The organism is Stutzerimonas kunmingensis (genome assembly GCF_021432085.1).
Classification (GTDB): Bacteria; Pseudomonadota; Gammaproteobacteria; order Pseudomonadales; family Pseudomonadaceae; genus Stutzerimonas.
In genome coordinates this window covers 2335723-2360499 of sequence record NZ_CP090366.1, presented here as the reverse complement: position 1 = coordinate 2360499, position 24777 = coordinate 2335723, and the positions used below count along the sequence as shown (strand labels likewise).

The window sequence follows — 24777 nt, the reverse complement described above, 5'->3', positions numbered from 1 at the left end:
ACGCAATGAACGGCAGCCTGACATTCGCCGATCCTGGCAACATCCGCGCTCGTTTTCCGTACCGCAGAAACGCTGAAGGCCCCGTAATCGGGGCCTTCAGGTTTTCAGATGGCGGAAGCGCAGAGATTCGAACTCTGGGAAGGGTCTCCCCTTCGGCGGTTTTCAAGACCGCTGCCTTCAACCACTCGGCCACACTTCCGGATAAAGCGGGCGCAATAGTACCGGATAGAAATACACTGTCAAACACTGATGCTAGGCATCCAACTTGCCTCTGTTATGATCCGGGACAAATCGTCTCAGGCTTGAATTCATCCAAGGAGTGTCGCCATGCACGAACACGAATACGCGCTTAGCCACACGCAGGTCGAACAGCGTGAGGTCAGCAAGGTCCTGCGCAACACCTACGGGCTACTGGCCATGACGCTCGCGTTCAGCGGCCTGGTTGCCTATATGGCCATGCAGGCCAACGCGGCCTACCCGAACATCTTCGTGGTGCTGATCGGCTTCTATGGCCTTTTCTTCCTCACCGCCAAGCTGCGAAACTCGGCATGGGGCCTGGTTTCCACCTTCGCTCTGACCGGCTTCATGGGCTACACGCTCGGGCCGATCCTCAACATGTATCTGGGTCTGGCCAATGGCGGTGAGCTGATCAGCTCGGCGTTGTCGATGACAGCCCTGGTGTTCTTCGGACTGTCAGCCTACGTGCTAATCACCCGCAAGGACATGAGCTTCCTCAGTGGCTTCATCACCGCGGGTTTCTTCGTATTGATCGGCGCCATGCTGGCGGGCTTCTTCTTCCAGATCACCGGGCTGCAACTGGCGATCAGCGCAGGTTTCGTGCTGTTCTCTTCGGCCTGCATCCTGTTCCAGACCAGCGCCATCATCCACGGCGGCGAGCGTAACTACATCATGGCCACCATCGGCCTGTTCGTTTCGCTGTACAACCTGTTCATCAGCCTGCTGCAGCTGCTGGGCATCTTCGGTGGCGACGACTGATCCGGCATCGCATTGAACGAGCCCGCTTCGGCGGGCTTTTTCATGCCCGCAGCTGGCGTATCATGTCAGCTGTTCTGCCATGGTGCTCCGATGAAATTCGTAATCGCCCTGTTCGCTCCGCCCCATTCACCCGCTGCCCGCCGCGCGTTGCGCTTTGCCGAAGCCGTGCTCGCTGGCGGGCATGAGATCGTCCGGCTGTTCTACTATCAGGATGGCGTGCACAGTGCTTCAGCTAACGTCGTGGCGGCACAGGACGAACTGGACGTGGCGGCTGAATGGAGCCGTTTCGTCAGCGCCAACCAGCTGGACGGCGTGGTCTGCATCGCCGCCGGCCTGCGTCGCGGCGTACTGGATGCCGGCGAAGCGCAGCGCTACCAGCGTCCGGCAGCGAACCTTGCCGCTGGCTGGGAGCTGTCGGGGCTGGGCCAGTTGCATGAAGCCGCGCAGCAGGCCGATCGGTTCGTCTGCTTCGGAGGCCAATGATGGCGCGTTCCATGCTAATCATTAGCCGTCAGGCGCCCTGGGCCGGCCCCTCTGCGCGTGAGGCACTGGATATCGTGTTGGCCGGTGGCGCTTTCCAGCTGCCGCTAGGGCTGCTGTTTCTCGATGACGGCGTGTTCCAGCTTACGAAGGCGCAGCAGGCCGCATCGCTCGAGCAGAAAGACCTGACCGCGAATCTGCAGGCGCTGCCGCTGTTCGGCATCGACAGCCTGTTCGTCGCTCGCCGCAGCCTGGCCGAGCGCAACCTGGACGAATCCTCTCTGGCGCTGCCGGTCGAAATCCTCGACGACGCTGGCCTGAGCACCCTGATCAACCGCTATGACCATGTGATCACGATCTGATGGCGACTCTGCATCTGCTTTCCCATTCGCCCTTCAGCGACGGCCGCTTCAACAGCTGCCTGCCGCTACTAGGCGACACCGACGCCCTGCTGCTGGCCGGCGACGCAACCTACGCCCTGACAGCCGGAACCAAACCCGCGACCGAATTGGAGCAACTGCCAGAGCAGGTCGCGCTGTTCGCACTTGAAGAAGACGTGCAGGCCCGGGCACTCGGCATGCTGCCGACGCGCGTGCAATTGCTGGACTACGCGGGCTTCGTCGAACTGACCTGCCGTTACGAACGGATCAACAGCTGGCTATGAGCAGCCTGGTCGTGGATGGGCGCGAGATCGCGCTGGACAAGGACGGCTTTCTGGTCGATCTGAGCGACTGGAACGAAGCCGTTGCCGAAGCGCTGGCGCGCCGTGAAGAGTTGGAGCTGGAAGACGAACATCGGGAAGTGCTTCGGCTGCTGCGCGAGTTCTATGCCGAATTCCAGCTGTCGCCGGCCACACGCCCGCTGATCAAGTACACCGCACTCAAGCTGGGGCCTGAAAAGGGCAACAGCATGCACCTCAACCGCCTGTTCAAGGGCACCCCTGCCAAACTGGCCGCCAAGCTGGCCGGGCTGCCAAAACCGAGCAACTGCCTATGAGCCTCGAAACGCCTGCAGAACATCCTTTCGCCGCCTTCGTGCGTATCCTTGGCAAAGGCAAGCGTGGCGCCCGCGACCTGACACGCGAAGAAGCCCGCGAAGCCATGGGCATGCTGCTCGACGGCAAGGTGGAGGACGCTCAGCTGGGCGCCTTCCTCATGTTGTTGCGGCACAAGGAAGAAAGCCCCGACGAGCTGGCGGGCTTTACCCAGGCCGTGCGTGAGCGCGTGCAGGCACCGACTATCCCGGTCGATATCGACTGGCCGACCTATGCCGGCAAGAAGCGCCACCTGCCCTGGTATCTGCTGGCAGCCAAGTGCCTGGCAGCCAATGGCATACGCATCCTCATGCACGGTGGCGGTGCCCATACTGCTGGGCGCATCTATAGCGAACAGCAGCTTGAGCTGCTGGGCATTCGTCGATGCGAGAACTGGCAACAGGTCAGCGTGGCACTGGACCAGAGCAATCTCGCGTTCATCCCGCTGGGAGCCTGGATGCCGGTGCTGCAGCGCATGATCGACATGCGCAACCTGCTCGGCCTGCGCTCGCCAATCCACTCGCTGGCGCGCCTGCTCAACCCGCTGGGCGCACGCTGCGGCCTGCAGAGCATCTTCCACCCCGGCTATCAGGATGCCCATCGCCAGGCCAGCACCCTGCTCGGGGACCACGCCATCGTCATCAAGGGCGAAGGCGGCGAGATCGAGATGAACCCGGACAACGTCTCCCATCTCTACGGCACCACTGGCGGCACGCCGTGGGACGAGGAATGGCCGGCACTGTCCGAGCGGCGCCACGTAAAGCCCGCACAGCTCGACCCGCAGCAGCTGCTTGCCGTCTGGGCTGGCGAGCAGGAAGACGCCTACGGTGAACTCGCTGTGATCGCCACCATGGCCCTTGCCCTGCGAGGCCTTGGCGCGACGCGGGAGGCAGCTTTCGAGCAAGCGCAAAGCTACTGGCGCGCCCGCCATTCATCGATTTAAGCGATAGGATTAACCCGCCATTCGGTCACATCGATCGAACGATGCTTCCTAGACTGGCCTCCTATGCCGTAACAGGAGGGCACCATGGGATTACTGATCGATGGCCAGTGGCACGACCGCTGGTATGCAAGCCGCGATGGCAAATTCGAACGCGAACAGGCCAAGCGCCGGCACTGGGTCACGCCCGACGGCGCGCCCGGGCCTGACGGCCAGGATGGCTTCCAGGCCGAGGCCGGTCGCTATCATCTCTATGTTTCGCTTGCCTGTCCGTGGGCGCATCGCACGCTGATCTACCGCAAGCTCAAGGGGCTCGAGCCGCTGATCGACGTGTCCGTGGTCAGCTGGCTGATGGCCGAGCACGGCTGGACCTTCGACAAGTCCACCGGCTCCAGCGGCGATGCGCTGGACGAATTCGACTACCTGCATCAGCGCTACACCCGTGAGGATCCGAAGTACTCGGGCCGGGTCACCGTTCCCGTTCTTTGGGATCGCGAGCGCCAGTGCATCGTCAACAACGAGTCGGCCGATATCATCCGCATCTTCAACAGCGCTTTCGACGAGCTGACCGGCTCTACGCTGGATTTCTACCCGGAAGCGTTGCATGGCGAAATCGATGCGCTAAACGCGCGGATCTATCCGGCGATCAACAACGGGGTCTACCGAGCAGGTTTCGCCACGACCCAGGAGGCCTACGAAGAGGCCTTCGACGAGTTGTTCCGTGAGCTCGACTGGTTGGAGCGACGCCTGGGCAAGCAGCGCTACCTGACAGGGGAGTACCTGACAGAGGCCGACTGGCGTCTGTTCACCACAGCCATTCGCTTCGACGCGGTTTACCACGGCCACTTCAAGTGCAACCTGCGCCGCATCGAGGACTATCCGAACCTGTCGAACTGGCTACGCGAGCTGTACCAGTGGCCGGGAATTGCCGAAACGGTGGATTTCACACACATCAAGAACCACTACTACGCCAGCCATCGACAGATCAACGGAAATGGCATCGTGCCGAAAGGTCCGCTTCTTGGACTGGATCGACCACATGATCGCGAGCGCCTGCGAGGCAACGGCATCTGGGTGAGATCGGAGCACAGCTAGCCTGAACCCCATACCATCGCCCAGATGTCGTGCTTCTACAAAACTCCAGGCCCTGTGGGAGGCGCGCCCGCGGCGATGCGGTCACATCCGACGGCTGCCGGGGCCAGCGGATCAGTCATCCAGCTGTACCATGCTCGAGCATATGGCACATGGCAGTCTTCAGCTTCATCGGCCGCACCGGCTTGTGCATCAGCATATGGCCCAGCTCGCGGACCTGCTGCTTGAGTTCGTTGCTGTAGTTGGCGGTGATCATCAGCGCCGGTAGCGGGCTGGCGCGGCGCGCATTGACGGTGGCAACGACATCGATGCCGGTGTGGCCATTGTCCAGGTGGTAGTCGGCGATCATCAAGTCGGCCTCGGCATGGAAGTTGTCCACCTGCCTCGCCAGGTCCTCCTCGGACAGCGCCGTGATCACCTTGCAGCCCCAGCCTTCCAGCAGCGTGCGCATGCCCGCACAGATCGCCGTGTCGTTATCCAACACCCAGACCCGGGCGCCCTGCAGCCGCTGCAGCACCAGCTCCGTGGTGCTCGGCTCAGGCCGCGCCTTGGGTGCGCGCTTGGCCAAGGGTACGTCGATGGCGAAACACGAGCCGCGTCCCGGGTGCGAACTGACCCGGATACGATGGCCCAGCATGCGCGCGATCTTCTCGACGATGGCCAGGCCAAGGCCGAGACCACGATCCTGGTTGGGACGCACGCCCTCCCCGCGTTTGAATTCCTGGAAGATTTCCTCGAGCTTGTCCGAGGCGATGCCCACGCCGGTATCCCAGACTTCGATGGACAGACTCTGCCGGTGGCGACGACAACCCAGCAGTACGCGTCCTTTGGGTGTGTAGCGAATCGCGTTGGTCAGCAGATTGCGCAGGATGCGCGCGAGCAGCTGGATATCGCTGCGCACCAGCGCCGAACAGGGAATGAAGTCCAGCTGCAGCTGCTCGGCCCCGGCGATCTGGCGGAACTCCATGGCCAGGTTTTCCAACAGCTCACTGACGGCGAACGGGGCGATATCCGGCTTGATCACGCCGGCATCCAGCTTGGAAATATCGACCAGCGTACCGAGCAGGTTTTCCACGTCTTCCAGCGAGTTGCTGATGTTGCGGATCAGCCCACCGTTGGGCGCCCCCGGTTGCTCAAGCAAAGCGCTGGTGAACAGCCGCGCGGCGTTGAGCGGCTGCAGCAGGTCATGGCTGACTGCGGCAAGGAATTTGGTCTTGGACAGGTTGGCCACTTCCGCCTCGCGCTTGGCTTCGCGCAGCCGCGCCTCGACATGACTGCGCTCGTCGATCTCGCGCAGCAGCTGGTCGTTGAGACTGGTCAGCTCGGCGGTGCGCTCACGCACCCGCTGTTCGAGATTCTGATAGGCCTGGTGCAGCGCCTCGGCGGTGCGCCGGCGATCGGTGATGTCCTGGATCAGCACGAAGATACCGGCCACTTCGCCATTGGCCTGCCGGTTCGGCACATAGGAGCGCAGCATATAGCGCTGCTGGCCGGCATGGTTGCGCTCGGCCATCTCGAAGCTGACGCTCTCGCCCGACAGTGCACGATCAATGTAGGGCTCCAGTTGCCGCCAGTGCTCGCCGCTGTGGACCTCGCGCAGCGACTGGCCGAGCATGCCGTCGCTGGGCCAGCGATACCATTCCTCGTAGACCTTGTTGGTGAACTCGTAGGTGAGATCGGCCGAGACGTAGGCGATCAGCGCCGGCACATGGTCGGTGATCAGGCGAATCCAGCGCTCGCTCTCGCGCAGCGCCTCGGCATGGCGGTAGCGCTCGGTGATGTCAGTGAAGGTATTGACGAAGCCGCCGGTGGGGAGCGCATGGGTGCGAATTTCCAGCACGCGGCCATCGAACAGGCGCTGCTCCAGCTCGCGGATCGGCCGGCCGCGGGCGTCACGACTGTTGGGTGTGAGCAGGGTCAGCTCGCTGTCGGCCATGACCTCCTCGAACGGTCGATGCGCCTCGATCGGCGCCAGCCCGCAGAGCTCGAGAAAGCGTCTATTCCAAAGCTCCAGCGCACCCTCGGCGCTGACCATCGCCACGCCCTGGGACAGGTTGTCCACCGCGCGCTGCAACAGCCTCGACTTCTGCGCCAGCGCCTGCTCGCGACGCATGGTCTCGCTGACTTTCACCTCGGTGATGTCGGTGTAGAGAATCACCAGCCCGCCTTCACGGGTTGGTCGCTCGCTGACCTGCACCCAACGGCCGTTGTTCAGCCGATACACCGTGGGCTCATCGCCCTTGCCGCGGTGTTCCTCGACGATCAACCCGGTGCTTTCCGCCAGCCGGCGGACCTCGGCCAGCCGCGTGCCGGCGTTGATGCGCGCGCGCGTGCGCGTCCATAGCGACTTGAAGCGACGGTTGAACAGGACGATGCGCTGGTCGCGGTCGAACAGCACGAAGGCGTCGGAAATGCTCTCGATGGCGTCAACCAGGTGCTGGTGCGCGGTTTCCGCGCGCAGCCGCGCATCGCTGAGCAACTGGTTGCTGCCCTTGAGTTCGGCCATCGCCTGATTCAGCGCATCGGTGCGCTCGCGCACCTGCTCGGCCAGCTCCACCGAGTGCTGGAACGCCGCATAGGATGCATCCCGTCCGGCGCCACTGGATTCGACGCGCTCGATCAGTGCGGCGTTGATGCGTTTGAGCTTGAGGTTTTCGCGCTCGAGTTCGGCCTGGCGCGCCAGCAGCTCAGCGACCTGCCCGGCCTCCGGGTCGGCCAATGGCGACACCGGTGAAGGTCTGGTTGATGTGCATGCCATTGAACTGCTCTCCGTAGGTGTTGAAGCCGATCACCTGCTGGCGTCGGAGAAAAGCCGAGGTTTCTTCGCTGGTATCGTTGGCCTCGATTTCCAGGCGACGCAGGAAACAGTCGCAGCCAATCGTGAGCAGCGGCGGGCCGAGGCGCTGCTCCAGACGCTGAAACAGGGCTTCCAGGTTCGGCATCAGCGGGCCGGGTTCCATGGCGGTGAGCACGATGCCGTTCTCCACGGCGCAATAGAAGGTCAGGCTCATGTCCTCGTTGACCTTCTGGATCGAGCGCACGTAGTAGTGCTCATTGATACGCACCGCCAGCGGATGAGCCGCAAACAGACGGTGATCGAGATCGCTGACCGGTACACCGATCAGCCGTGCGTACTCCTCCGCAGCCGGCTCGGCATTCAGCTCGTAGACCCGACGGCTGTTGCTGTCGGCGCGGGTCACCACCAGTTTGTCCTCAAGCGGCAGGATGTGATGGGTGGTGAACACTTCGAAATCCAGCCAGGTATTGATCAGCACCACGATGGCCGCGCCGCTGTAGAACCGGCCGTCGTAATAGACGTAGGTGTCGCTGAGGTGGTTGTCGTCGCCGGCCGAACCACCGAAATGCGGAATGCTGCCGAAGGCTGCGCTCAGTGCAGAGAGCACCACCTCCTCGCGACTGGACAACCCATCGAGCAGGGTCAGCGCAAAGCTGTGATCCTTGATCGGCGCCAGCGAGTTGCTGCGGCAGTCGCTGCCCAGGCGCTCGACCAGCTGCTGGGCCTCGATCAGGCTGAAGCGATCCATCTCGTCGATCAGCTCGCAGGCGATGGAAAAGCTGCGATGGTCAAAGCCGACTGCCGTCACGCAACTGCGACCATAGCCCTGCGAGGTGATTTCCCCCGCCGAGGTACAACCGACCAGACGCACGCCACCGAAGTATTGGCGCAGCGCATCGCCCAGTGCCGGCAGGTCGTACTCCGCCGAACAGAAGAACAGCACAAAGCCCAGATGCGGATGCATCAGCTGGCGTGCCAGGTCCTGTGCCACCGTCTCGGGCAGCCGGGCCTCGGACATCGCGGTGCGGATAACTTCGCCTTCTTGTTCGGTCACGCACGATACCCCGCACCACCTGAATCGGATGACCTCATTCTTGGCCAGGGCATATGGTCCGAAAATGCTACTTGAGTACCGGTAAAGGCCTGCCTAGGTAGCATCGCGACGAAACAACGCAGGCGCAGGGATGCTAGTTCAGCTGAAGTGGCCACCGTGTCGGTTCCCGTCCACCAGCCATCCTCTGCACCGCGAACCAAACGGTGTCCATCCCGATCAGGCCTGGCCTCGACGCACGCTGGCCATGTTCAGTGATGCACTGATACAGAAAGGCCGGCCCCTTACGGATGCCGGCCTTTGTCGTGGTTGCGCAGAGATCATCACTGCGCACAGGGCGTGGGATACGCTCAACGTACGTCCCACTGCCGATGCAACGAATGGAGCGACCTACGGTTCGACGTCCATCCGCGCCCTGCTGATCGCCTCGCTTAGAAGCTCAGCGCCGCGCCCACTGCGAAGGTGCGGGTTTCTTCGTCCAGTGCCGGGCTGTCCTTGCCTTCGATCTCGAATTGGTTCAGTTCGGCGACCAGGGTCAGGTTGTCGTTGATGCTGTGGAACAGGGCAATACCGCGGGTCTCGTAATCGGCCTCACCGCCCAGACCGTTGCCATCATCCTTGGTCTGACCGTAGGACAGCGCAACGCGGTTCTTGCCGAAGCGGTAGGAGCCCTGCAGCAGGTAGCCGTCGCTGTCCACTTCACGCAGCAGTGCTTCGCCGGCGTTGTTGGTGAAGAACGGGTTGATACCTTCGGCCTGGAAGCCCGATGCGGTCAGCGACAGGCTGCCCATCTTGGCCTGCACGCCGTAACCCAGGCCCTTGGAATCGACCTTCTCGATGCTGCTGTCGGTGTTGTCCGAGCTTTGCTGCATACCGTTGATCCAGGTGTAGAACTGGGTGCCGCCCATCTCGAACTCGTAGGTGATCTCGGTTTCGAAGCGCGGCGCTTCCTGGTAGGCCTTGTCCAGGGTGGACGAGGTGTCGTCGGTGGTGTCTACCGGGTCCATGATGCCGGCAGCGATGCGCAGGCCGCTCATCTTCGGCGAACGGTAGGTGATCTGCGACGTCGGGAACGGATACGGGTAGCCGGTACCTATGTTGCCGAAGGAGACGCCGCCGCCATCGACCAGACCCAGGGTGTCGCTGACCTGGCCGTAACCGCTGAGCATCTCGTCGAGCAGGATGTTGGAGCGGCCGAACAGGCCGAAGTCCTTACCGAACAGCACTTCGCCCCACTGCTCATTCGCCGCAGTGGCGTAGAACTGACGAACGTCGATACCGGTTTCGGTGCCGTTGCTTTCGCTGTCGTTGATGGTCACCCAGAACGAGGAACGACCGCCCAGCTTGAGATCGCCGACCTGCTTGCCGAAGTTGAAGCCGATCCAGTTGGGCAGGAAGCCCATCTTCACCCGCGACTGCTTGCGATCGAACTGCTCGCCGGCACGCTCGACGTCGCTGTGAACGTAGAACGTGTTGAAGTAACCATCGGTGGAAAAGGTGGTGTCGTCCTGATCGTAAAGCACGATTTCGGCGACGGCCGACTGGCTTACGGTCATGGCGACGGCACTGGCCAGGACCAGTGGCAACAGGGTTGATACGGCTTTCTTGTTGTTGTGCATGGCGCTCTCCGCGGTTTTGACGACAAGCAGTCGTGACGGGAGCGATTATCGAAAGGCCATCCGAGCGCACATACGCTGCGATGGCGGCGAAAGGCTAGTACTTTCGCCCGGGGTGTCGTCTTGCATGTAAAGCATCTCATCCGACCGCCAGACGCACGAGGCTTAGGTCGTACACCCAAAGCAGCGCGCCACCATACCCCGGCACAAGCCACGGCAGCCCGCCGTAAACGGCTGGCCATCGAGTTGCATTGTCGGGGTTGAATGGACGGGTGATGTGGGACGCTGAGGTAACCGTCAGCGGCGATGCCAACGCCTGTCGGGCGCTTCAGCATTGGCGACCACATGCCAGCCGCCTTCGGCATCGCGCAGCGCCTGTAGCTGAGCACGGATAGCTCGGGCATCGAGGTTGGCCGACGCCGCAGCCACCGCCTCCGGGTGATCACCATCGAAGCCGGCCAGGTGCGCCTGCCATAACGACTCGGCGCGGCGGCGCAGGTCGCCGTCGTGGTTGCCGGTCGAGGGATCAGCTGCAGCGACTTCAACCAGAGTGCCGGCAAAGCCGTCGAGGAAGGTTTCGATATGGCCGAGGATCTCACTGGCAGATGCGCTGGGAGACTGCACCGCGAAAACGATGCCCGGGCACTCGCCGAACTGACGATAGCCACAGAACACCGCATAGCCGAGCTGCAGTTCGCTGCGCAGTCGACGGAAGAACGCGCCTTCCATCAATCGCGCCAAGCGACGCCAGTTCGCCTCGATGAAGGCTGTCCGAAGCGGTAGCGAACAGAACAGCACCAACGCGGTTTCCACGCCAGGCTGACCAAAGCGCGACCAGCAATAACGCGGTGTGCTTTCGTGGTACTGACCGGCACCGGGTCCGACCAGCCCAGGCAGCTCAGCCAGTACCCTCTGCAACGGGCGACTCAGATGCCGAGGCAGCCCCACTGCCAATGCATCCCAATGGGACTGATGCCAGGCTTGATCGAGTGCGTGCTGGTCCAGCGATGCATCACCGTCTCGTGCGGCTCCCGCGAGCAGGAGCGGCAGGCGGCGCAGCAGTTGCCGTATCAGTATCTCGTCGGCACCTGACGTCACGGACTCGTAGCGCAGGCGGTGTCCTTCATTGAAAGCAGCCGGCGACGGCGCTTTGAGGATGTCGGTCAGGTCACGAAGAATTACTGGCAACGCTTCGGCATAACCGAACAGCCTCAGGCACCAGCTGTGCCCATGGTCATCGAAATGCAGCTCGACACCGGCTTGCGCCGCAGCGATGGTATGCCTGCGTAGCGCCGCGTGCAGCGTATGCCAGAGCCCTGCCGGCGGCTGGCCCGCGGCAAACCGCCAACGCAGGTAGAGCGCGCCCTGCCCTGCAGCATCGGCGTGTTCGACCCAGCGCAGGGATGGTATCTGCAACGCCGCCACGCCCGGTTGCATGCGCTCACTGAGCCAAGGATTGCGTTCCGGCAGGTGCCATTGCCATCCAGTCCTGTCTGACGGCGGCAACTGCTCGGCGACCAGGTCCAGCTCGAACCCAGCCTTTACCGGCTCGATGCGCTCAGTCCGAGCGCAACCTTCGCCGTCCACCGTCAATACGATCGGCCTGCTCGCATGAAGCTGCGCACCCAGCATCTCAAGCGCCTGCTGCACACGACTCGTATCGATCGACGGCGTCCAGGCAGCCGGGTCAATCCAGTAGCGCAACAGGGCCAGCGGCTCCTTGCCCATGAGCCCGCGCTGACGGATCTGCGCGTACTCGCCCCAAACCTCTGACCAGGCTGCCTGCGTGCTCATGAAATGCAGCCAGTCACGCACTGCGGCAACAATCTGCGCGCGTTCCGCCATGCCGCGTTCGGTCAGCTGCACCTCGAAGACGGCCACACCCTGCCCGTCATGCCAGTACGGCACGCGCAACGAGACGGCATCACACCAGTGGGCCTCGCTTAGGGCTTGAAAAAGACTCCGGTCGGCTTGCGAGCTCAACCATGAGCCGAGCACATCCAGCGCCACGCAGGCTTCATCCGGCAGCCCATCGAGGGCGAAAGCGATATCCAGATACGGTCGCGCGCCATCGACGCTCAGACGCAAGGTGCCGCCATCATCGGCGCGCAGTGGCTGTATCGGCCTCGCGACGATCGGTGCGACCGGTAGCTGGCATTCATCGCTCTGCAGCAGTTCCAGCACCTGCTCAAGGCTGCAGGGTGCGGCGACCAGCAGTTCCATCTGCCCGGTTTGATAGAAGTGCTGGTGATAGCCCGTCAGCGCTTTCTGGAACGCTGGCGCCTCTACCGGCAGCGTTTCGCGATTGCCCGCATGAAACCCTGAAAAGGGATGCGCGCAGCTCAGTGCCGTACCGATCGCGGCGTCGCACAGGGTCTCCCGGTCCCGCCCCCGTGCCAGGAATTCGGCCTGCAACACCTCGCGTTCGCGCAACTGCGCCGCAGGATCGAGCAGCGGCCGGGCGAGCATGTCGAGCAGACGTTTGAGGGCTTCGCCGAAGGCAGCGGCAGGCACCTGGAAGAAGAAGTCGGTATGACGCTCACGGGTCGATGCGTTCAATTGCCCGGCGCAACCCTGCACGAACGGCATCAGGCTCTGGGTTGGCGCATAGGCCTGGCTACCCAGGAACAGCAGGTGCTCGAGAAAATGCGCAAGCCCTGGGTATTCGCCCGGCGCATCGTGTGCGCCAGCGTTCACGCGAACGAGGGCTGCTGCCTGGCTGCCCGCTGGGAGCTGGATAAAGCCCAGCCGCAGGCCATTGGGCAGGACGTGCCACTGCGGTATCACGGCAGGCGGAACGCTGTCTGGCGTCATGGATCGATCTCCTGTTGCCGGACAGCTGTGCGCATGACTCAGGTATCCAGCTGGCCGGCCAGGAACTGGCGCAGACGGCGCTGCATCAGCTTGCCGGAACTGCCGAGGCAGGCGATCGGCGTACCCGCCAGCGCTTCACGACCCAGTTCGGCCGCCTCCCCGGCCAAAGCCAAGGAGCAATCAAGCGCGAGGGACAGCTTGTTGAGCTGGCGCAACTGCGCCTCGCCATGGGGAACGTTGGAGAACAGCACCAGCCCCTGCGGTTTCATCTTGTCGCAGACCAGCGCGAGTTCTTCCAGCGGCTGCCCGATCGGCAACACGCTGACGGCCAGGCTGTCGCCACTGAGCATCAGGCCCGCCACGAGCAATTCCAGCTCGCGACACTGCCCCGGCATCGCGGCGAGCAGTACACGCTCGCCAGCCGGCATACGGGCCAGCTGCAGCCGCTGCAGCGCCCGGGCACGAAGGAAGGCATCGAGAAACAGCCACTCGCTGGTACCGCCAAATTCCTCCTGACGCAGCAGCAGCTCCTGCCACACCGGCAACAGGACATCCTGAAACACCACAGCCAGCGGATAGGTGGAGAAGATCTGGCCGTATAGCTGCTCCAGCCGCACCTCGTCGAAACCATTCACCGCATCACGCAGTTGCCCCTGCCACTCGTTCCACTCGCTACTGGGGGTTGCGGTCGGTTCCTCTGCCTCGCGGGTCGCTGCGCTGCGCGCCAGTATGCTGCCGACCTTGCTTACCGCCACGCCACGCTCGGTCCAGGAAAGAATGCTGCGAACCGCCTCCACGTCGGCCATCGAGTACAGGCGATGGCCGCTCTCGGTCCGGGTCGGCCGGATCAGCCCGTAGCGGCGCTCCCACGCGCGCAAGGTGACCGGGTTGACCCCGGTCAGGCGGGAAACTTCACGGATAGGGAATAGATCCTGCTGCTCGAAGGCGCTCGAGGCCAGGTTCGAAGCGCCGGAAGAATCGGTCATGTGGCGGCTCGCTGGAAAAGAATGCCGAGATTGTAACCCAGCGTTTCGCAGCATACCCTCTACAAACGTTGTACAAATGCAAGATGCGATGAAATGACGCCTGATTTGCCCCTGACGCTCTATGTCGATCGAGCCTGTCCACTGTGTGCCCGAGAAGTTCGTTGGCTGGAACGCAGCGCCGATCCGGCAAGGCTGCGGCTGGTGGATATCAGCGCTGCCGATTTCGATCCTAAAGGGCTCGACCGGGATCGGACGCAGCTCCGACGGCGTCTGCACGCCCGCAGCGCCAGCGGTGCCTGGCTGACCGGCGTGGACGCCACCTACTGGAGCTGGCGACTGGCAGGCCACGGTCGCTGGGCCGCACCGCTCGGCTGGCGTCCATTGCGGCCGCTGCTGTTGCTCGGTTACCAGCTGTTCGCAGTGCTGCGCCCGCATCTTGACTGGCTGCCGCATCCCGACGGTGCGAGTCGCTGCACAACCGGGTGCAATGTGCCGCAAAAGCCGTCGAAGACCAGCGTCGCAACCGACGATCGCCTTTAGTTGTCGGCAAGCAGAGGCATGCGCAGGCCAAACCCGGATTCCGCAGCAGCCGGGCGGCCGATCATTTCGTCATGGCTGACCGGCTGCCGCCAGTAGACCTCACGCACACCGCACGCCCTGAGCTCCCGCTTCAGGCTGCCCTGGTCGCTCCAGACATTGCGCTGGCCATCGGCGAACTGCCGGCGACGACCGCTGCGCTCGACCACCCAGGCGCTGTACCCGCAGCAGCGCAGACCATGCAGCTCGACCCGCTCTATTCGGCCGCGAAATAGCGCAATACGCAGCCCAAGCCTCGACACGCCCTGTTTCATACTCGGATACCTGTACAGATTCAGTTGGCCGCATAGCCCCGCAATCGCCCACCTGCCTGCCAAATGGCGGGCTCGCGCCAAGGAGTTCTTATGCAGCAGAATATTCCTGTACATTTACCTGTACAAGAAGCAATATCCGTATAGCTTTATCGCATCTCTCATCGATGCAACAGCATTCCCCTCCACGCAACAGCGCCCGGCGCACAAAAGGAACCGTCATGAACGATCTGCCTGGTCATTACCGCGAAATACTCTCCGGGGTGGGTGAAAACCCGGAGCGTGAAGGTCTGCGCGACACGCCGCAACGCGCGGCGAAGGCGATGCAATACCTGTGCGGCGGTTACAACCGCAGCCTGGAAGAGATCGTCAACGGCGCGCTGTTCGCCTCGGACAACGACGAGATGGTCATCGTCAAGGACATCGAGCTGTACTCCCTGTGCGAGCACCACATGCTGCCCTTCATCGGCAAGGCTCATGTGGCGTACATCCCCACCGGGCGCGTGCTGGGCCTGTCGAAGATTGCGCGAATCGTCGACATGTTCGCCCGCCGCCTGCAGATCCAGGAAAACCTGACCCGCCAGATCGCCGAAGCCATTCAGGAAGTCACCGGCGCCGCTGGTGTTGCGGTGGTCATCGAAGCCAAGCACATGTGCATGATGATGCGGGGCGTGGAAAAGCAGAACTCGGTGATGAACACCTCGGTGATGCTCGGCGCCTTCCGCAGCTCCTGCAACACACGGATGGAATTTCTACAGTTGATCGGGAGGGGCCAGTAATGCCGCGCCTGGAACCTGGCATGGCGCGCATCCGGGTGAAGGATCTGCGCCTGCGCACCTACATCGGCATCAACGAGGACGAGATACTCAATCGCCAGGATGTGCTGATCAATCTGAACATCCTCTACCCGGCGGTCGAGGCGGTGCGCGACAACGACATCGAGCAGGCGCTCAACTACCGCACCATCACCAAGGCGATCATTCGGCATGTCGAGCAGAGCCGCTTCGCCCTGCTCGAGCGCATGACCCAGGAAATCCTCGACCTGGTGATGGCACATCCCGCGGTGAGCTACGCCGAGGTGGAAGTCGACAAGCCTCACGCGCTGCGCTTTGCCGACTCTGTCTCGATCACCCTCGCCGGCAGTCGCTGAGCACGATGTCGTGAATATCCGCCGCGTCGTGCTCGCCAGCCTGCTTTCGCTGATCCCACTGATCGCAGCAGCGAGCTGGCGCGAAGCCGTGCCACAGGCGCGACTGATTGGCGAAGGCCAGTTGCGCTTCTTCGGCTTGCGCATCTATGACGCGCGCCTGTGGAGCGAAACCGCGCCGCTGCAAACCCGTACGGCGTTCGCGCTGGAACTGACCTATCACCGCTCCATCAGCCGCGACGACCTGGTGCGCACCAGCCTGGAAGAGATTCAGCGACTCTCCGGCGAGCCGCTCGATGCCGAACAACTGCGCCGCTGGCGCGCAGACATGCAGCAGGCCTTCGTCGATGTAGAGGCGGGTGACCGAATCACTGGCGTCTTCTTGCCCGGGCGCGGTTGCCGCTTCTACGTGAATGATCGCCTGCAGCATGAGGTCGCCGACGCTGCGTTCGCCGACGCCTTCTTCGCCATCTGGCTCGACCCACGCAGCCGCGACCAGAAATTGCGGCGCAACCTGCTGGGCCAGCGATGAAAAGCCCGGCGCTGGCAGCCTACGGAATGCTCGGCCTGCCGCTGGCGATGGCCATGCTGCCGATCTATGTGCTGGTGCCGAATTTCTATGCGGCCGATCTCGGCCTCGGCCTGACGCTGACCGGCGCCGTGCTGTTCCTCGCCCGTCTGGCGGATACCGTGCAAGACCCCTGGCTTGGCCGCCTTATCGATCGCCGCTCACCACGTGGCTGGACGATTCTGCTCGGCGGCGCGGCCGTGTTGCTGAGCCTGGCGATGGCGGCACTGCTGATCCCACCCGGCAACTTAGGCAGTTTCGGCTTAGCCGCGTGGCTCGGCGCGTTGCTGGCGCTCACCTATACCTTGCACAGCCTGATCAACATCACCTATCTGGCCTGGGGCGCGCGCCTCTCCGACCAGCCGGATACCCGCACCCGAGTCGCCGCCTGGCGCGAAGGTGCCGGCCTGTTCGGCGTGGTGCTCGCCAGCGTGCTGCCTACCGTGCTGGCGACCCGATACGGCATGGCGACGGCGCTGGCAACCTTTGCTGCCACCTTCGCCGTGCTGCTGTTAGCCGGCACGGCGACCTTGTTATGCGGCGCCCCACGCCCCCACCGCACCGTGCGTAGCGAAACCAGCAGCTGGCGACTGCCGCTGCGCAACCCTGCGTTCCGGCGCCTGGCGGGCGTCTACTTCATCAATGCCGTGGCGGTGGCGATTCCGGCCACCCTGGCGCTGTTCTTCATCGCCGACCGCCTGCAACTGGCACGACTGACCGGCCTGTTTCTGGCGCTTTACTTCATCAGCGGCGCATTGGGTCTGCCGCTCTGGACCCGTCTGGCCGATCGCATCGGCAAACGACGCAGCTGGCGGATCGGCATGCTCACCGCCAGCGCCGCCTTTATCTGGGCGGTGCTGCTGGAGCCGGGCTCGGCCTGGGCCTATGCCGGCGTCTGCATGATGTCCGGCCTTGCCCTCGGAGCCGATCTGGCCCTGCCACCAGCGCTGCTGGCCGACATCATCCCAGTCGAGGAGCGTGATTCCACTGCCGCCTACTTCGGCTTGTGGAGCTTTCTCGCCAAGCTGGCGCTGGCACTCGCCGGTCTGGCTTTGCCATTGCTGGCGTTGAGCGACTACCAACCGGGCACCGCGGCCGGCTGGAACCTTGCGCTGGTCTACGCCGGCCTGCCCTGCCTGCTGAAGCTACTGGCGGCGCGGCTGCTCACTTCCCTGCCCTGCGGAGAAACGAAACCATGAAAAAGGTACTGATTCTGGCTTGCTGCCTGCTGCTGCTCAGCTGCACCGCCGTCGATGTCGAGCATTACCGAGACGAGGAGCCGCAGCTGGATCTGCGCAAGTATTTCGTCGGCACAGTGGATGCCTGGGGCATGTTCCAGAAGCGCTCCGGCGAGGTCGTCAAGCGCTTTCATGTCGAGATCGAAGGCAGCCTCGATGGCGACAAGCTGATCCTCGACGAACACTTCCGCTACAGCGACGGCACTACCCAGCAACGCGTCTGGACGCTGACCGAGGAACGCCCGGGGCACTGGCGCGGCACGGCTGCAGACGTGGTCGGCGAGGCCGTTGGCGAAGTGGCCGGCAATGCCCTGCGCTGGCGCTACGTGCTCAGCCTGCCGGTGGATGACAAGGTTTACGACGTACACCTGGACGACTGGATGTACCTGATCGACGAGAACACCCTGGCCAACCGTTCGTTCATGAGCAAGTTCGGCGTCGAGGTGGGACAGGTCATCCTGTTCTTCCGCAAACGCAACGAATGAGCTGATGGCACTTGCAAGGCACCGAGCGGGCCAAGTTGTTCTAGAATGCGCGGCATGCCCCTTCAGGATGTCGTGACATGATCAATGCCAAGCTGTTGCAACTGGTTATCGAAGCCTCCAACGACGGGATCGTGGTCGCCGAACAGGAAGGTGATGACAACATCCTGATCTACGCCAACCCGGCGTTCGAGCGCCTGACCGGTTACCCGGTGGACGACATCCTCTACCGCGACTGCCGCTTCCTGCAGGGCGAGGACCGCGACCAGCCGGCCCTGCAGGCCATCCGCGAGGCGGTGAAGAACAACCAGCCGTGCCGCCAGATCATCCGCAACTACCGTAAGGACGGCACGCCGTTCTGGAACGAGCTTTCCATCACGCCGGTGTTCAACGAGGCCGATCAGCTGACCTACTTCATTGGCATCCAGAAGAACGTCACCGCCGAGGTCGACGCCCTGCAACGCGTCGAAGCGCTGGAAGCCGAGATTCGCGAACTGAAGGCGAAGCTCGCGCAGAACTGAGCACGCCGCCCGGCCCGCGACCGCCGAGCCGTTGGCTCAACGATGCGGCAGCGCTGCGCCCTCAAGTACCCCGGGCAACCCTACCTAAGTGCCGTTACTCGGTAGCGGTGGATATGGGATACTGGCAAATCGCCATTTCACCATCCTGCAGTGGGCGGTTGCGCCCTAGGATTTTGTCTTGACCATCAATGCCGTCGTACAGAACGCGGTCATGCTGCTCGCGTTGTGCTGGCTGCTGGCCTTTACCGCCCGCAGCTGGAACCGGAGCGGTCAGCTCTCTGCTCAATTGCTCGCCGGACTCTGGTTCGGCAGCGCCTGCATCATCGGCATGCTGATCACCAGCGTCGGCCACACCGGAATCATCCTCGATGCGCGCACTGTGGTGCTGAGCATGGCCGGGTTGTTCGGCGGACCGCTGGTGGCCACGATCGCCGGCACCCTGGCTGGCGGCTACCGCCTCTGGCTGGGCGGGCCCGGTGTGGTACCGGGGCTGGCGAACGTGGTGTTGCCGATCGCTCTGGGGCTCGCCTACGGCTGTGCATATCGAAAGCGTCTGCTCGGCATTGGCTTCTGGCAATTGCTCGCTTTCGGTTTGCTGCTGCACCTTGCCGCACTGGCGCTGATCGCACTGATGCTGCCCAACGGGCTCGGCGCCGCCGCCGTACGGGAAGCTGCCTTGCCAGCGCTGTTGGCGCTGCCCATCGCCACCGCGACCCTCGGCGTCCTGCTCAAGGATCTGCTGGAGCGCGACAAGACCGAGCAGGCCCTGCGCTTCAGCGAAGCTAGGCTGCGCGCCATCACCCAGGCCATGCCCGATCTGCTCATGGTGCTCGACGAGGATGGCCGCTACCTGGAAATCCTCTGCGCCGAACGGAGCCTGCTGTATGACGATCCGGGCAAGCTGCTCGGTCGCCGCCTGCACGACGTTATGCCCGAAGAGGAAGAACGTCGCTTCCTCGACTTCATCCAGCTGACGCTGAGCAGCGATGTGCCGCAGCTGATCGAATACTGCCTGCCGACTCAGGGTGGCCTCAAGGTGTTCGAAGGCCGCGCGCTGCCGCTGGAGCAGCCGGAAGGACAGAAGCGTGCGGTGGTCTGGCTGAGCCGCGATATCACGGAACGGGTGAACACCGAGCTGGAGCGCAGGATCGCCGCCATCGCCTTCGAATCGCAGCAGGGCATGCTGATTACCGACGCGCAGAACCGCATCCTGCGGGTCAACCGGGCTTTCACCCGCATCAGCGGCTACAGCCCCGCCGAAGCCATCGGTCAGACCACCGCTCTGCTCGCGTCCGGCAAGCACGGCCCGGAGTTCTATCGCAGCATGTGGTCGAGCATTGAAACCACCGGCGTATGGGAAGGCGAAATCTGGAACCGGCGCAAGAGTGGCGAGATCTTTCCCGAATGGCTGACCGTCAGCGCGGTGCGCAACGCGCTCGGAGAGGTGACTCACTATGTCGCCGCCTTTACCGACATCACCGATCGCAAGGCGGCCGAAGAGCGAATTCATAATCTGGCGTTCTACGATCCGCTGACCGGTCTGCCCAACCGCCGACTGCTGCTCGACCGCCTGCACCAGGCCATGGCCGCCAGCCGCCGCGGCAATCAGCTGGGCGCGCTGATGTTCATCGACCTGGACAACTTCAAGAACATCAACGACCTGCACGGGCACCAGACCGGCGACCAGGTGCTGCGCATCGCCGCCGAACGTCTGCACGCCGAGGTGCGCGCCAGCGACACGGTGGCGCGCCTGGGTGGCGACGAGTTCGTGGTGATGCTGGAGAACCTCGGCGATGACCCGCTACGCGCGGCGGGCCAGGCCGAGCACATCGGCATGAAGCTGCTGAACTCGCTGGATCGGCCGTATCGCCTGGCCGATCTCGCGCTGTACAGCAGCGCCAGTATCGGCGTGGTGCTGTTCGGTGCCGAAGCCAGCAGCAGCGACGAGCTGATGAAGCGCGCCGACATGTCGATGTACGAAGCGAAGATTTCCGGCAAGAACGCCCTGCGCTTCTTCGACCCGCGCATGCAGCTGGCCGTGCAGGAACGGTTGCGTCTGGAGGAAGAGATTCGCCTGGGCTTGAAGAACGGCGAATTCATACTCAATTTCCAGCCGCAGCTGGAGCAGACCGAAGGCATCATTGGCGCCGAGGCGCTGGTGCGCTGGCAGCACCCGCTGCGCGGTCTGCTCACTCCGGCGGCATTCATCGCGCAGGCCGAACACGCCGCTCTGATCCACACCCTCGATCAACAGGTGCTGGCCCAGGCCTGCGCACAACTGGCGCGCTGGGCCGAAACGCCGGAATTCGCCCACCTCAGTCTCTCGGTCAACCTCAGTGCACACCTGCTGTACCAGGACAATTTCGTCGAGGGGGTGCTCGAGCTGCTGGAAAGGAGCGGTGCCGATCCGGCCCGGCTGAAGCTGGAGCTGACCGAAACGCTGCTGCTGGACAACATGCCCGAAGCGATCGCCCGCATGACGCGGCTCAAGCAGCACGGCATCCGTTTCGCCATCGACGACTTCGGTACCGGATATTCCTCGATGAGCTATCTCCAGCAGCTGCCGCTGGATCAGCTGAAGATCGATCAGACCTTCATTCGCCGCCTGCCGGACGACAGCAGCAGCCTGACCATCGTCCGGGCCATCTGCGCACTGGCGACCGGCCTGGGCCTGGAGGTCATCGCTGAAGGTGTCGAAAGCGAGCCACAACGGGGGATGCTGCTCGCCAATGGCTGCCATCGCTATCAGGGTTATCTGTTCGGCAGACCGCTATCGGCAGATGCCTTCGAGGAGCTGGTTCGAGCCACCGAGGCGGACGACGGCGTGACAGCCTGACGTGGGACGCATCGCCGCGCGATGCGTCCCCGAGCCTGCGGTCAGAGTGCCAGAGGCGCGCGCCCGCAGAGTGTCACCAGCGCCTTTACCCAATCCTCGTGGGTATTCAGACAGGGCACCAGCACCAGTTCCTCGCCACCTGCCTCGATGAACTGTTCACGACCGCGATCGCCGATCTCCTCGAGGGTTTCGATGCAGTCGGCGACGAAGGCCGGGCACATCACCAGCAGCTTCTTCACGCCCTGCTGCGCCAGCTCGTCGAGACGCGTCTCGGTGTAGGGCTCGATCCACTTGGCGCGGCCGAGGCGCGACTGGAAAGACACCGACCACTGATCGTCACGCAACCCGGCCTGCGCCGCGAAGCCGGCGGCGGTGCGCATGCACTGCGCGCGGTAGCAGCTGGCGAGTACCTCGCCCTCGGCACGCTGGCAGCAATCATCGCCCTTAAGGCAGTGCGCGCCGGTTGGATCGGTCTTGTGCAGGTGACGCTCGGGCAGCCCGTGGAAACTCAGCAGCAGATGATCGAAATCCTGTTGCAGATGCGGCCTGGCACTGGCGACCAGCGCGTCGAGGTACTCCGGCTGGTCGTAGAACGGCTGCAGGATCGACAACTGCAGAGACAGTCCGCGCTCGCGGATGACCCGGCGCGCTTCCTGAATGACCGTCGTCGTGGTGCTGTCGGCGAACTGCGGATAAAGCGGCGCCAGGGTAACCTGGGTGATGCCCTGCCCGGCCAAACGCGTCAGCGTGGTCTCAATGGAGGGCTCGCCGTAGCGCATCGCCAGCTCCACCGGACCCTGCGTCCAGTGCGGACGTACCGCCTCGTGCAGACGGCGGCTCAGCACCACCAGCGGCGAACCTTCCGGCCACCAGATCGAGGCGTACGCATGCGCCGATTGCTCGGGGCGCTTGATCAGGATCAGCGAGACCAGCAGGCGCCGCAACGGCCACGGCAGATCGATAACGTACGGATCCATCAGAAACTGGTTGAGGTAGCGGCGTACATCAGCGACTTCCGTGGAGGCCGGCGAACCCAGATTGACCAACAACAACGCCTGCTCTGTCATGCAACTTTCCTGACTACTGTTTTTTAGGTTGCGCCGTACCCCAAGCGGGGGGCGCGCTATTTTCACACAGGGCGCCACCTTCAGGGAGGCGTCAATAGGTCGGCCAGGGCTGAATCCAGATCGTTGAAACGGAAGCGAAAACCTTCCGCCTCGGCCCTCTGCGGCAACGCATGTTGCCCCCCGAGCAGCAATCCGGCCAACTCGCCGAGCAGGGGCTTGAGCACCGCTGCCGGGACTGGCAATACCGTCGGGCGATGCAGGCAGCGGCCAAGGCTGCGCGTGAACTCGACGTTGCGCACCGGGGCCGGCGCACAGGCATTGTAAGGCCCGCTTGCCGCCGGCTGGCGCAGAAGAAAATCAATCAGGGCGATTTGGTCTTCGATATGAATCCACGGCATCCATTGCCGACCATCGCCGATGCGCCCACCCAGGCCTAGCCTGAATGGCGGCAGCAAGCGCTGGAGAAAGCCGCCGTCACGCGCCAGCACCAGCCCGGTACGCACCAGCACCACGCGCATGCCCAGCACCGTCGCCTCCATCGCGCGCTCTTCCCAGGCATTGCACAGCTGGCTGGCGAAATCGGAGGAGACCGGCTGATCGGCTTCGGTCAGGCGGTGCTCCCCACCATCGCCGTACCACCCCACGGCGGAACCGGAGATCAGCAGCGCCGGCTTCTGCTCGTGCCGGCCCAGCCACTCGACCAGCTGTTCGGTGAGCTTGACCCGACTGTCCCATAGCAACGCCTTGCGCGACTTGGTCCATGGCCGATCGGCGATGGGGGCGCCGGCCAGATTGACCACCGCGTCCAGCTCCACGGCATCCAGTTGCTGCAAACTGCCCACGCCCTGCACCTCGGCACCACACAGCATGGCAACGCGTTGCGGCGTGCGGCTCCACACCCACAGCCGATGGCCGTCCGCCAGCCAGCGCCGGCACAGCGCGCGTCCTATCAGCCCGGTACCGCCCGTCAACAAGATGTTCATGGTGAGCTCCTGGCGCGCAGCCATTGCGCGGGTTTGACGACCTGCTTGAAAGCATACACCTATACACGGGCATATGAACCGTACAGCATTTTCACGCCACCGCTTCGGTTGAGGCACTGGCACACATTAAAACTCTGTGGGTCGCTCAGCCACCAAAGCATCCCCTCTGAACGCAGCGACATCTGTCCAAGGCCATTCGCTGACGACATTTGTACAGGATTATGCACTTACTTGTACATCATGTATTGACTTGTACAACACCGCGATTATGATGGCCACAAGTTGTACAGAAACCCAACTTGTACAAGACGAGGTCGCCATCATGCACACCAAGCTCCCCACGCCCAAGATCGGAATCAGCGCCTGCCTGCTTGGTAATCCGGTGCGTTTCAACGGTGGCCACAAGGAATCGCGCCTGTGCAGCGAGACCCTGGCGCAGCACTTCGAGTTCGTGCCGGTGTGCCCGGAGGTTGCCATCGGCCTTGGCACACCTCGCGAGCCGATCCGCCTGGTCGGCGACACCGACGCACCAAAGGCTGTCGGCACCGTACGTCCCGAGCTGGATGTCACCGAAGCCCTCGCCGCCTACGGTCGGCAGATCGCCGAGCAGTTGCACGACATCAACGGCTACATCCTTATGCAGAAATCGCCGTCCTGCGGCATGGCGCGGGTCAAGGTCTATGCCGCCAACGGCCACACCCAGCCCGGAGGTGGTAGTGGTGTGTTCGCCCAGGCGCTGATGCAGGCCTGTCCGGATCTGCCTGTCGAAGAGGACGGGCGCCTGAACGATGCCGTACTGCGCGAAAACTTCCTCACCCGCGTCTATGCCCATGCCGACTGGCAGCGCCTGCGTCAGGCCGGCCTCAGCCGCCGGGCCATCGTCGATTTCCACTCGCGCTACAAGTACCAGCTGATGGCGAGCAACCCGCTGCAGTACAAGGTGCTCGGCCGGCTGGTCGCGCAACTGGCCGAACACTCGCTGGAGGAGTTCGCACCGCAGTACTTCAGCCAGTTGATGCAGGCGCTGAAGAAGCCGGCCACCCGCGGTACGCACTGCAACGTGCTGCTGCATCTGAGCGGTTACCTCAAGGACGCGCTTGGCGCGGAGGACCGCCGCGAGATGCGCCACCTCATCGATCAGTACCGCGCCGGCGTCATTCCGCTGGTGGTGCCGCTGACCCTGCTCAAGCACCACTTCCGTCGGCATCCCGATCATTACGTCGCACGCCAGGCCTACATGCAGCCGCATCCCGAAACCCTCAGCCTGCGCAACGGAATCTGA

The 24777-nt window shown here is 63.4% G+C and carries 24 protein-coding genes and 1 tRNA gene; 16 read left to right on the top strand and 9 right to left on the bottom strand.

All coding sequences use genetic code 11. The features are described from left to right. Positions 1-109 precede the first annotated feature (109 nt). Positions 110-199: transfer RNA gene (locus tag LW136_RS11150), tRNA-Ser, on the bottom strand. 128 nt (positions 200-327) lie between these two features. Between LW136_RS11150 and LW136_RS11145 the strand changes: the two genes are divergently transcribed. The 7 genes from LW136_RS11145 (at position 328) to LW136_RS11115 (ending at position 4544) form a co-directional block, all read left to right on the top strand. Next, on the top strand, positions 328-996 hold the full coding sequence (locus tag LW136_RS11145) for a Bax inhibitor-1/YccA family protein (protein ID WP_015277156.1): 669 nt from the start codon (positions 328-330) through the stop codon (positions 994-996). 90 nt (positions 997-1086) lie between these two features. After that, positions 1087-1479, top strand: a complete 393-nt coding sequence (tusD, locus tag LW136_RS11140) for a sulfurtransferase complex subunit TusD (protein ID WP_234175203.1) — start codon at positions 1087-1089, stop codon at positions 1477-1479. After that, positions 1479-1838 (top strand): sulfurtransferase complex subunit TusC, encoded by a 360-nt coding sequence (gene tusC, locus LW136_RS11135; protein ID WP_234175202.1) that lies wholly within the window; start codon positions 1479-1481, stop codon positions 1836-1838. The genes tusD and tusC overlap by 1 nt, the downstream gene beginning before the upstream one ends. Continuing rightward, positions 1838-2140 (top strand): sulfurtransferase complex subunit TusB, encoded by a 303-nt coding sequence (gene tusB / locus LW136_RS11130; protein WP_023445609.1) that lies wholly within the window; start codon positions 1838-1840, stop codon positions 2138-2140. Before tusC ends, tusB begins: the two co-directional genes overlap by 1 nt. After that, positions 2137-2472 (top strand): TusE/DsrC/DsvC family sulfur relay protein, encoded by a 336-nt coding sequence (locus tag LW136_RS11125; protein WP_023445610.1) that lies wholly within the window; start codon positions 2137-2139, stop codon positions 2470-2472. Before tusB ends, LW136_RS11125 begins: the two co-directional genes overlap by 4 nt. Next, entirely contained in the window at positions 2469-3452 is a 984-nt protein-coding gene (locus LW136_RS11120; protein WP_234175201.1) for a glycosyl transferase family protein, read from the top strand. Before LW136_RS11125 ends, LW136_RS11120 begins: the two co-directional genes overlap by 4 nt. An 84-nt stretch (positions 3453-3536) precedes the next feature. Next, positions 3537-4544, top strand: a complete 1008-nt coding sequence (locus LW136_RS11115; RefSeq protein ID WP_234175200.1) for a glutathione S-transferase family protein — start codon at positions 3537-3539, stop codon at positions 4542-4544. A 115-nt stretch (positions 4545-4659) separates the two neighbouring features. On the opposite strand, the gene nahK is transcribed toward LW136_RS11115, so the two are convergent. The 5 genes from nahK to LW136_RS11090 form a co-directional block, all read right to left on the bottom strand. After that, complete coding sequence (gene nahK, locus LW136_RS11110) at positions 4660-7260, bottom strand: hybrid sensor histidine kinase/response regulator NahK/ErcS' (protein WP_090519895.1); 2601 nt, start codon at positions 7258-7260, stop codon at positions 4660-4662. After that, positions 7229-8392 carry a nitric oxide-sensing protein NosP gene (nosP, locus tag LW136_RS11105; RefSeq protein ID WP_126188967.1) on the bottom strand — a complete coding sequence of 388 codons (1164 nt, stop codon included), beginning with the start codon at positions 8390-8392 and terminating at the stop codon, positions 7229-7231. Before nosP ends, nahK begins: the two co-directional genes overlap by 32 nt. A gap of 428 nt (positions 8393-8820) precedes the next feature. Further along, the gene (locus LW136_RS11100) at positions 8821-10008 is read right to left on the bottom strand and encodes a porin (RefSeq protein ID WP_023445614.1); all 1188 of its coding nucleotides are present in this window, start codon (positions 10006-10008) and stop codon (positions 8821-8823) included. Between the two features lie 294 nt (positions 10009-10302). Next, positions 10303-12819 (bottom strand): pyrroloquinoline quinone biosynthesis protein PqqF, encoded by a 2517-nt coding sequence (pqqF, locus tag LW136_RS11095; protein ID WP_234175199.1) that lies wholly within the window; start codon positions 12817-12819, stop codon positions 10303-10305. Positions 12820-12857: 38 nt separating this feature from the next. Then, positions 12858-13805 (bottom strand): MerR family transcriptional regulator, encoded by a 948-nt coding sequence (locus LW136_RS11090; protein ID WP_045666586.1) that lies wholly within the window; start codon positions 13803-13805, stop codon positions 12858-12860. Between the two features lie 93 nt (positions 13806-13898). On the opposite strand from LW136_RS11090, the gene LW136_RS11085 reads away from it, so the two are divergent. Beyond that, positions 13899-14345 (top strand): thiol-disulfide oxidoreductase DCC family protein, encoded by a 447-nt coding sequence (locus tag LW136_RS11085; RefSeq protein WP_234175198.1) that lies wholly within the window; start codon positions 13899-13901, stop codon positions 14343-14345. Here LW136_RS11085 and LW136_RS11080 read toward each other — a convergent pair. Next, a complete protein-coding gene (locus tag LW136_RS11080; RefSeq protein ID WP_234175197.1) occupies positions 14342-14656 on the bottom strand; it encodes a DUF6482 family protein in 315 nt (104 codons plus the stop codon). The two genes, LW136_RS11085 and LW136_RS11080, sit on opposite strands and share 4 nt — an antisense overlap. 218 nt (positions 14657-14874) lie before the next feature. Between LW136_RS11080 and folE the strand changes: the two genes are divergently transcribed. The 7 genes from folE (at position 14875) to LW136_RS11045 (ending at position 21445) form a co-directional block, all read left to right on the top strand. Continuing rightward, on the top strand, positions 14875-15432 hold the full coding sequence (gene folE / locus LW136_RS11075) for a GTP cyclohydrolase I FolE (RefSeq protein ID WP_014820374.1): 558 nt from the start codon (positions 14875-14877) through the stop codon (positions 15430-15432). After that, entirely contained in the window at positions 15432-15803 is a 372-nt protein-coding gene (gene folX, locus LW136_RS11070) for a dihydroneopterin triphosphate 2'-epimerase (protein WP_230356726.1), read from the top strand. The genes folE and folX overlap by 1 nt, the downstream gene beginning before the upstream one ends. A gap of 10 nt (positions 15804-15813) precedes the next feature. Beyond that, positions 15814-16332, top strand: a complete 519-nt coding sequence (locus tag LW136_RS11065) for a chalcone isomerase family protein (RefSeq protein ID WP_179484251.1) — start codon at positions 15814-15816, stop codon at positions 16330-16332. Beyond that, positions 16329-17567 carry an MFS transporter gene (locus LW136_RS11060; protein ID WP_234175196.1) on the top strand — a complete coding sequence of 413 codons (1239 nt, stop codon included), beginning with the start codon at positions 16329-16331 and terminating at the stop codon, positions 17565-17567. Before LW136_RS11065 ends, LW136_RS11060 begins: the two co-directional genes overlap by 4 nt. Continuing rightward, entirely contained in the window at positions 17564-18091 is a 528-nt protein-coding gene (locus LW136_RS11055; protein WP_234175195.1) for a DUF3833 domain-containing protein, read from the top strand. The genes LW136_RS11060 and LW136_RS11055 overlap by 4 nt, the downstream gene beginning before the upstream one ends. A gap of 77 nt (positions 18092-18168) precedes the next feature. Next, positions 18169-18609, top strand: coding sequence for a PAS sensor domain-containing protein (locus LW136_RS11050; protein WP_041014019.1), 441 nt, complete (start codon positions 18169-18171; stop codon positions 18607-18609). Between the two features lie 178 nt (positions 18610-18787). Next, positions 18788-21445 carry an EAL domain-containing protein gene (locus LW136_RS11045; protein ID WP_234175194.1) on the top strand — a complete coding sequence of 886 codons (2658 nt, stop codon included), beginning with the start codon at positions 18788-18790 and terminating at the stop codon, positions 21443-21445. A gap of 41 nt (positions 21446-21486) precedes the next feature. Here LW136_RS11045 and hemH read toward each other — a convergent pair whose 3' ends face one another. Continuing rightward, a complete protein-coding gene (gene hemH / locus LW136_RS11040; RefSeq protein ID WP_125861916.1) occupies positions 21487-22512 on the bottom strand; it encodes a ferrochelatase in 1026 nt (341 codons plus the stop codon). 80 nt (positions 22513-22592) lie between these two features. Continuing rightward, positions 22593-23495, bottom strand: a complete 903-nt coding sequence (locus LW136_RS11035) for a TIGR01777 family oxidoreductase (RefSeq protein ID WP_234175193.1) — start codon at positions 23493-23495, stop codon at positions 22593-22595. Between the two features lie 322 nt (positions 23496-23817). On the opposite strand from LW136_RS11035, the gene LW136_RS11030 reads away from it, so the two are divergent. Further along, complete coding sequence (locus LW136_RS11030; RefSeq protein ID WP_234175192.1) at positions 23818-24777, top strand: YbgA family protein; 960 nt, start codon at positions 23818-23820, stop codon at positions 24775-24777.

What these genes read in the sequence shown, in the direction of transcription:
- LW136_RS11080 (WP_234175197.1), bottom strand. Translation starts at nt 14,656, where the DNA reads ATGAAACAGGGCGTGTCGAGGCTTGGGCTGCGTATTGCGCTATTTCGC.
- LW136_RS11090 (WP_045666586.1), bottom strand. Translation starts at nt 13,805, where the DNA reads ATGACCGATTCTTCCGGCGCTTCGAACCTGGCCTCGAGCGCCTTCGAG.
- tusD (WP_234175203.1), top strand. Translation starts at nt 1,087, where the DNA reads ATGAAATTCGTAATCGCCCTGTTCGCTCCGCCCCATTCACCCGCTGCC.
- folE (WP_014820374.1), top strand. Translation starts at nt 14,875, where the DNA reads ATGAACGATCTGCCTGGTCATTACCGCGAAATACTCTCCGGGGTGGGT.
- LW136_RS11100 (WP_023445614.1), bottom strand. Translation starts at nt 10,008, where the DNA reads ATGCACAACAACAAGAAAGCCGTATCAACCCTGTTGCCACTGGTCCTG.
- tusB (WP_023445609.1), top strand. Translation starts at nt 1,838, where the DNA reads ATGGCGACTCTGCATCTGCTTTCCCATTCGCCCTTCAGCGACGGCCGC.
- LW136_RS11115 (WP_234175200.1), top strand. Translation starts at nt 3,537, where the DNA reads ATGGGATTACTGATCGATGGCCAGTGGCACGACCGCTGGTATGCAAGC.
- LW136_RS11085 (WP_234175198.1), top strand. Translation starts at nt 13,899, where the DNA reads ATGACGCCTGATTTGCCCCTGACGCTCTATGTCGATCGAGCCTGTCCA.
- pqqF (WP_234175199.1), bottom strand. Translation starts at nt 12,819, where the DNA reads ATGACGCCAGACAGCGTTCCGCCTGCCGTGATACCGCAGTGGCACGTC.
- LW136_RS11120 (WP_234175201.1), top strand. Translation starts at nt 2,469, where the DNA reads ATGAGCCTCGAAACGCCTGCAGAACATCCTTTCGCCGCCTTCGTGCGT.
- LW136_RS11125 (WP_023445610.1), top strand. Translation starts at nt 2,137, where the DNA reads ATGAGCAGCCTGGTCGTGGATGGGCGCGAGATCGCGCTGGACAAGGAC.
- folX (WP_230356726.1), top strand. Translation starts at nt 15,432, where the DNA reads ATGCCGCGCCTGGAACCTGGCATGGCGCGCATCCGGGTGAAGGATCTG.
- LW136_RS11050 (WP_041014019.1), top strand. Translation starts at nt 18,169, where the DNA reads ATGATCAATGCCAAGCTGTTGCAACTGGTTATCGAAGCCTCCAACGAC.
- LW136_RS11060 (WP_234175196.1), top strand. Translation starts at nt 16,329, where the DNA reads ATGAAAAGCCCGGCGCTGGCAGCCTACGGAATGCTCGGCCTGCCGCTG.
- LW136_RS11035 (WP_234175193.1), bottom strand. Translation starts at nt 23,495, where the DNA reads ATGAACATCTTGTTGACGGGCGGTACCGGGCTGATAGGACGCGCGCTG.
- hemH (WP_125861916.1), bottom strand. Translation starts at nt 22,512, where the DNA reads ATGACAGAGCAGGCGTTGTTGTTGGTCAATCTGGGTTCGCCGGCCTCC.
- LW136_RS11030 (WP_234175192.1), top strand. Translation starts at nt 23,818, where the DNA reads ATGCACACCAAGCTCCCCACGCCCAAGATCGGAATCAGCGCCTGCCTG.
- LW136_RS11055 (WP_234175195.1), top strand. Translation starts at nt 17,564, where the DNA reads ATGAAAAAGGTACTGATTCTGGCTTGCTGCCTGCTGCTGCTCAGCTGC.
- LW136_RS11145 (WP_015277156.1), top strand. Translation starts at nt 328, where the DNA reads ATGCACGAACACGAATACGCGCTTAGCCACACGCAGGTCGAACAGCGT.
- tusC (WP_234175202.1), top strand. Translation starts at nt 1,479, where the DNA reads ATGGCGCGTTCCATGCTAATCATTAGCCGTCAGGCGCCCTGGGCCGGC.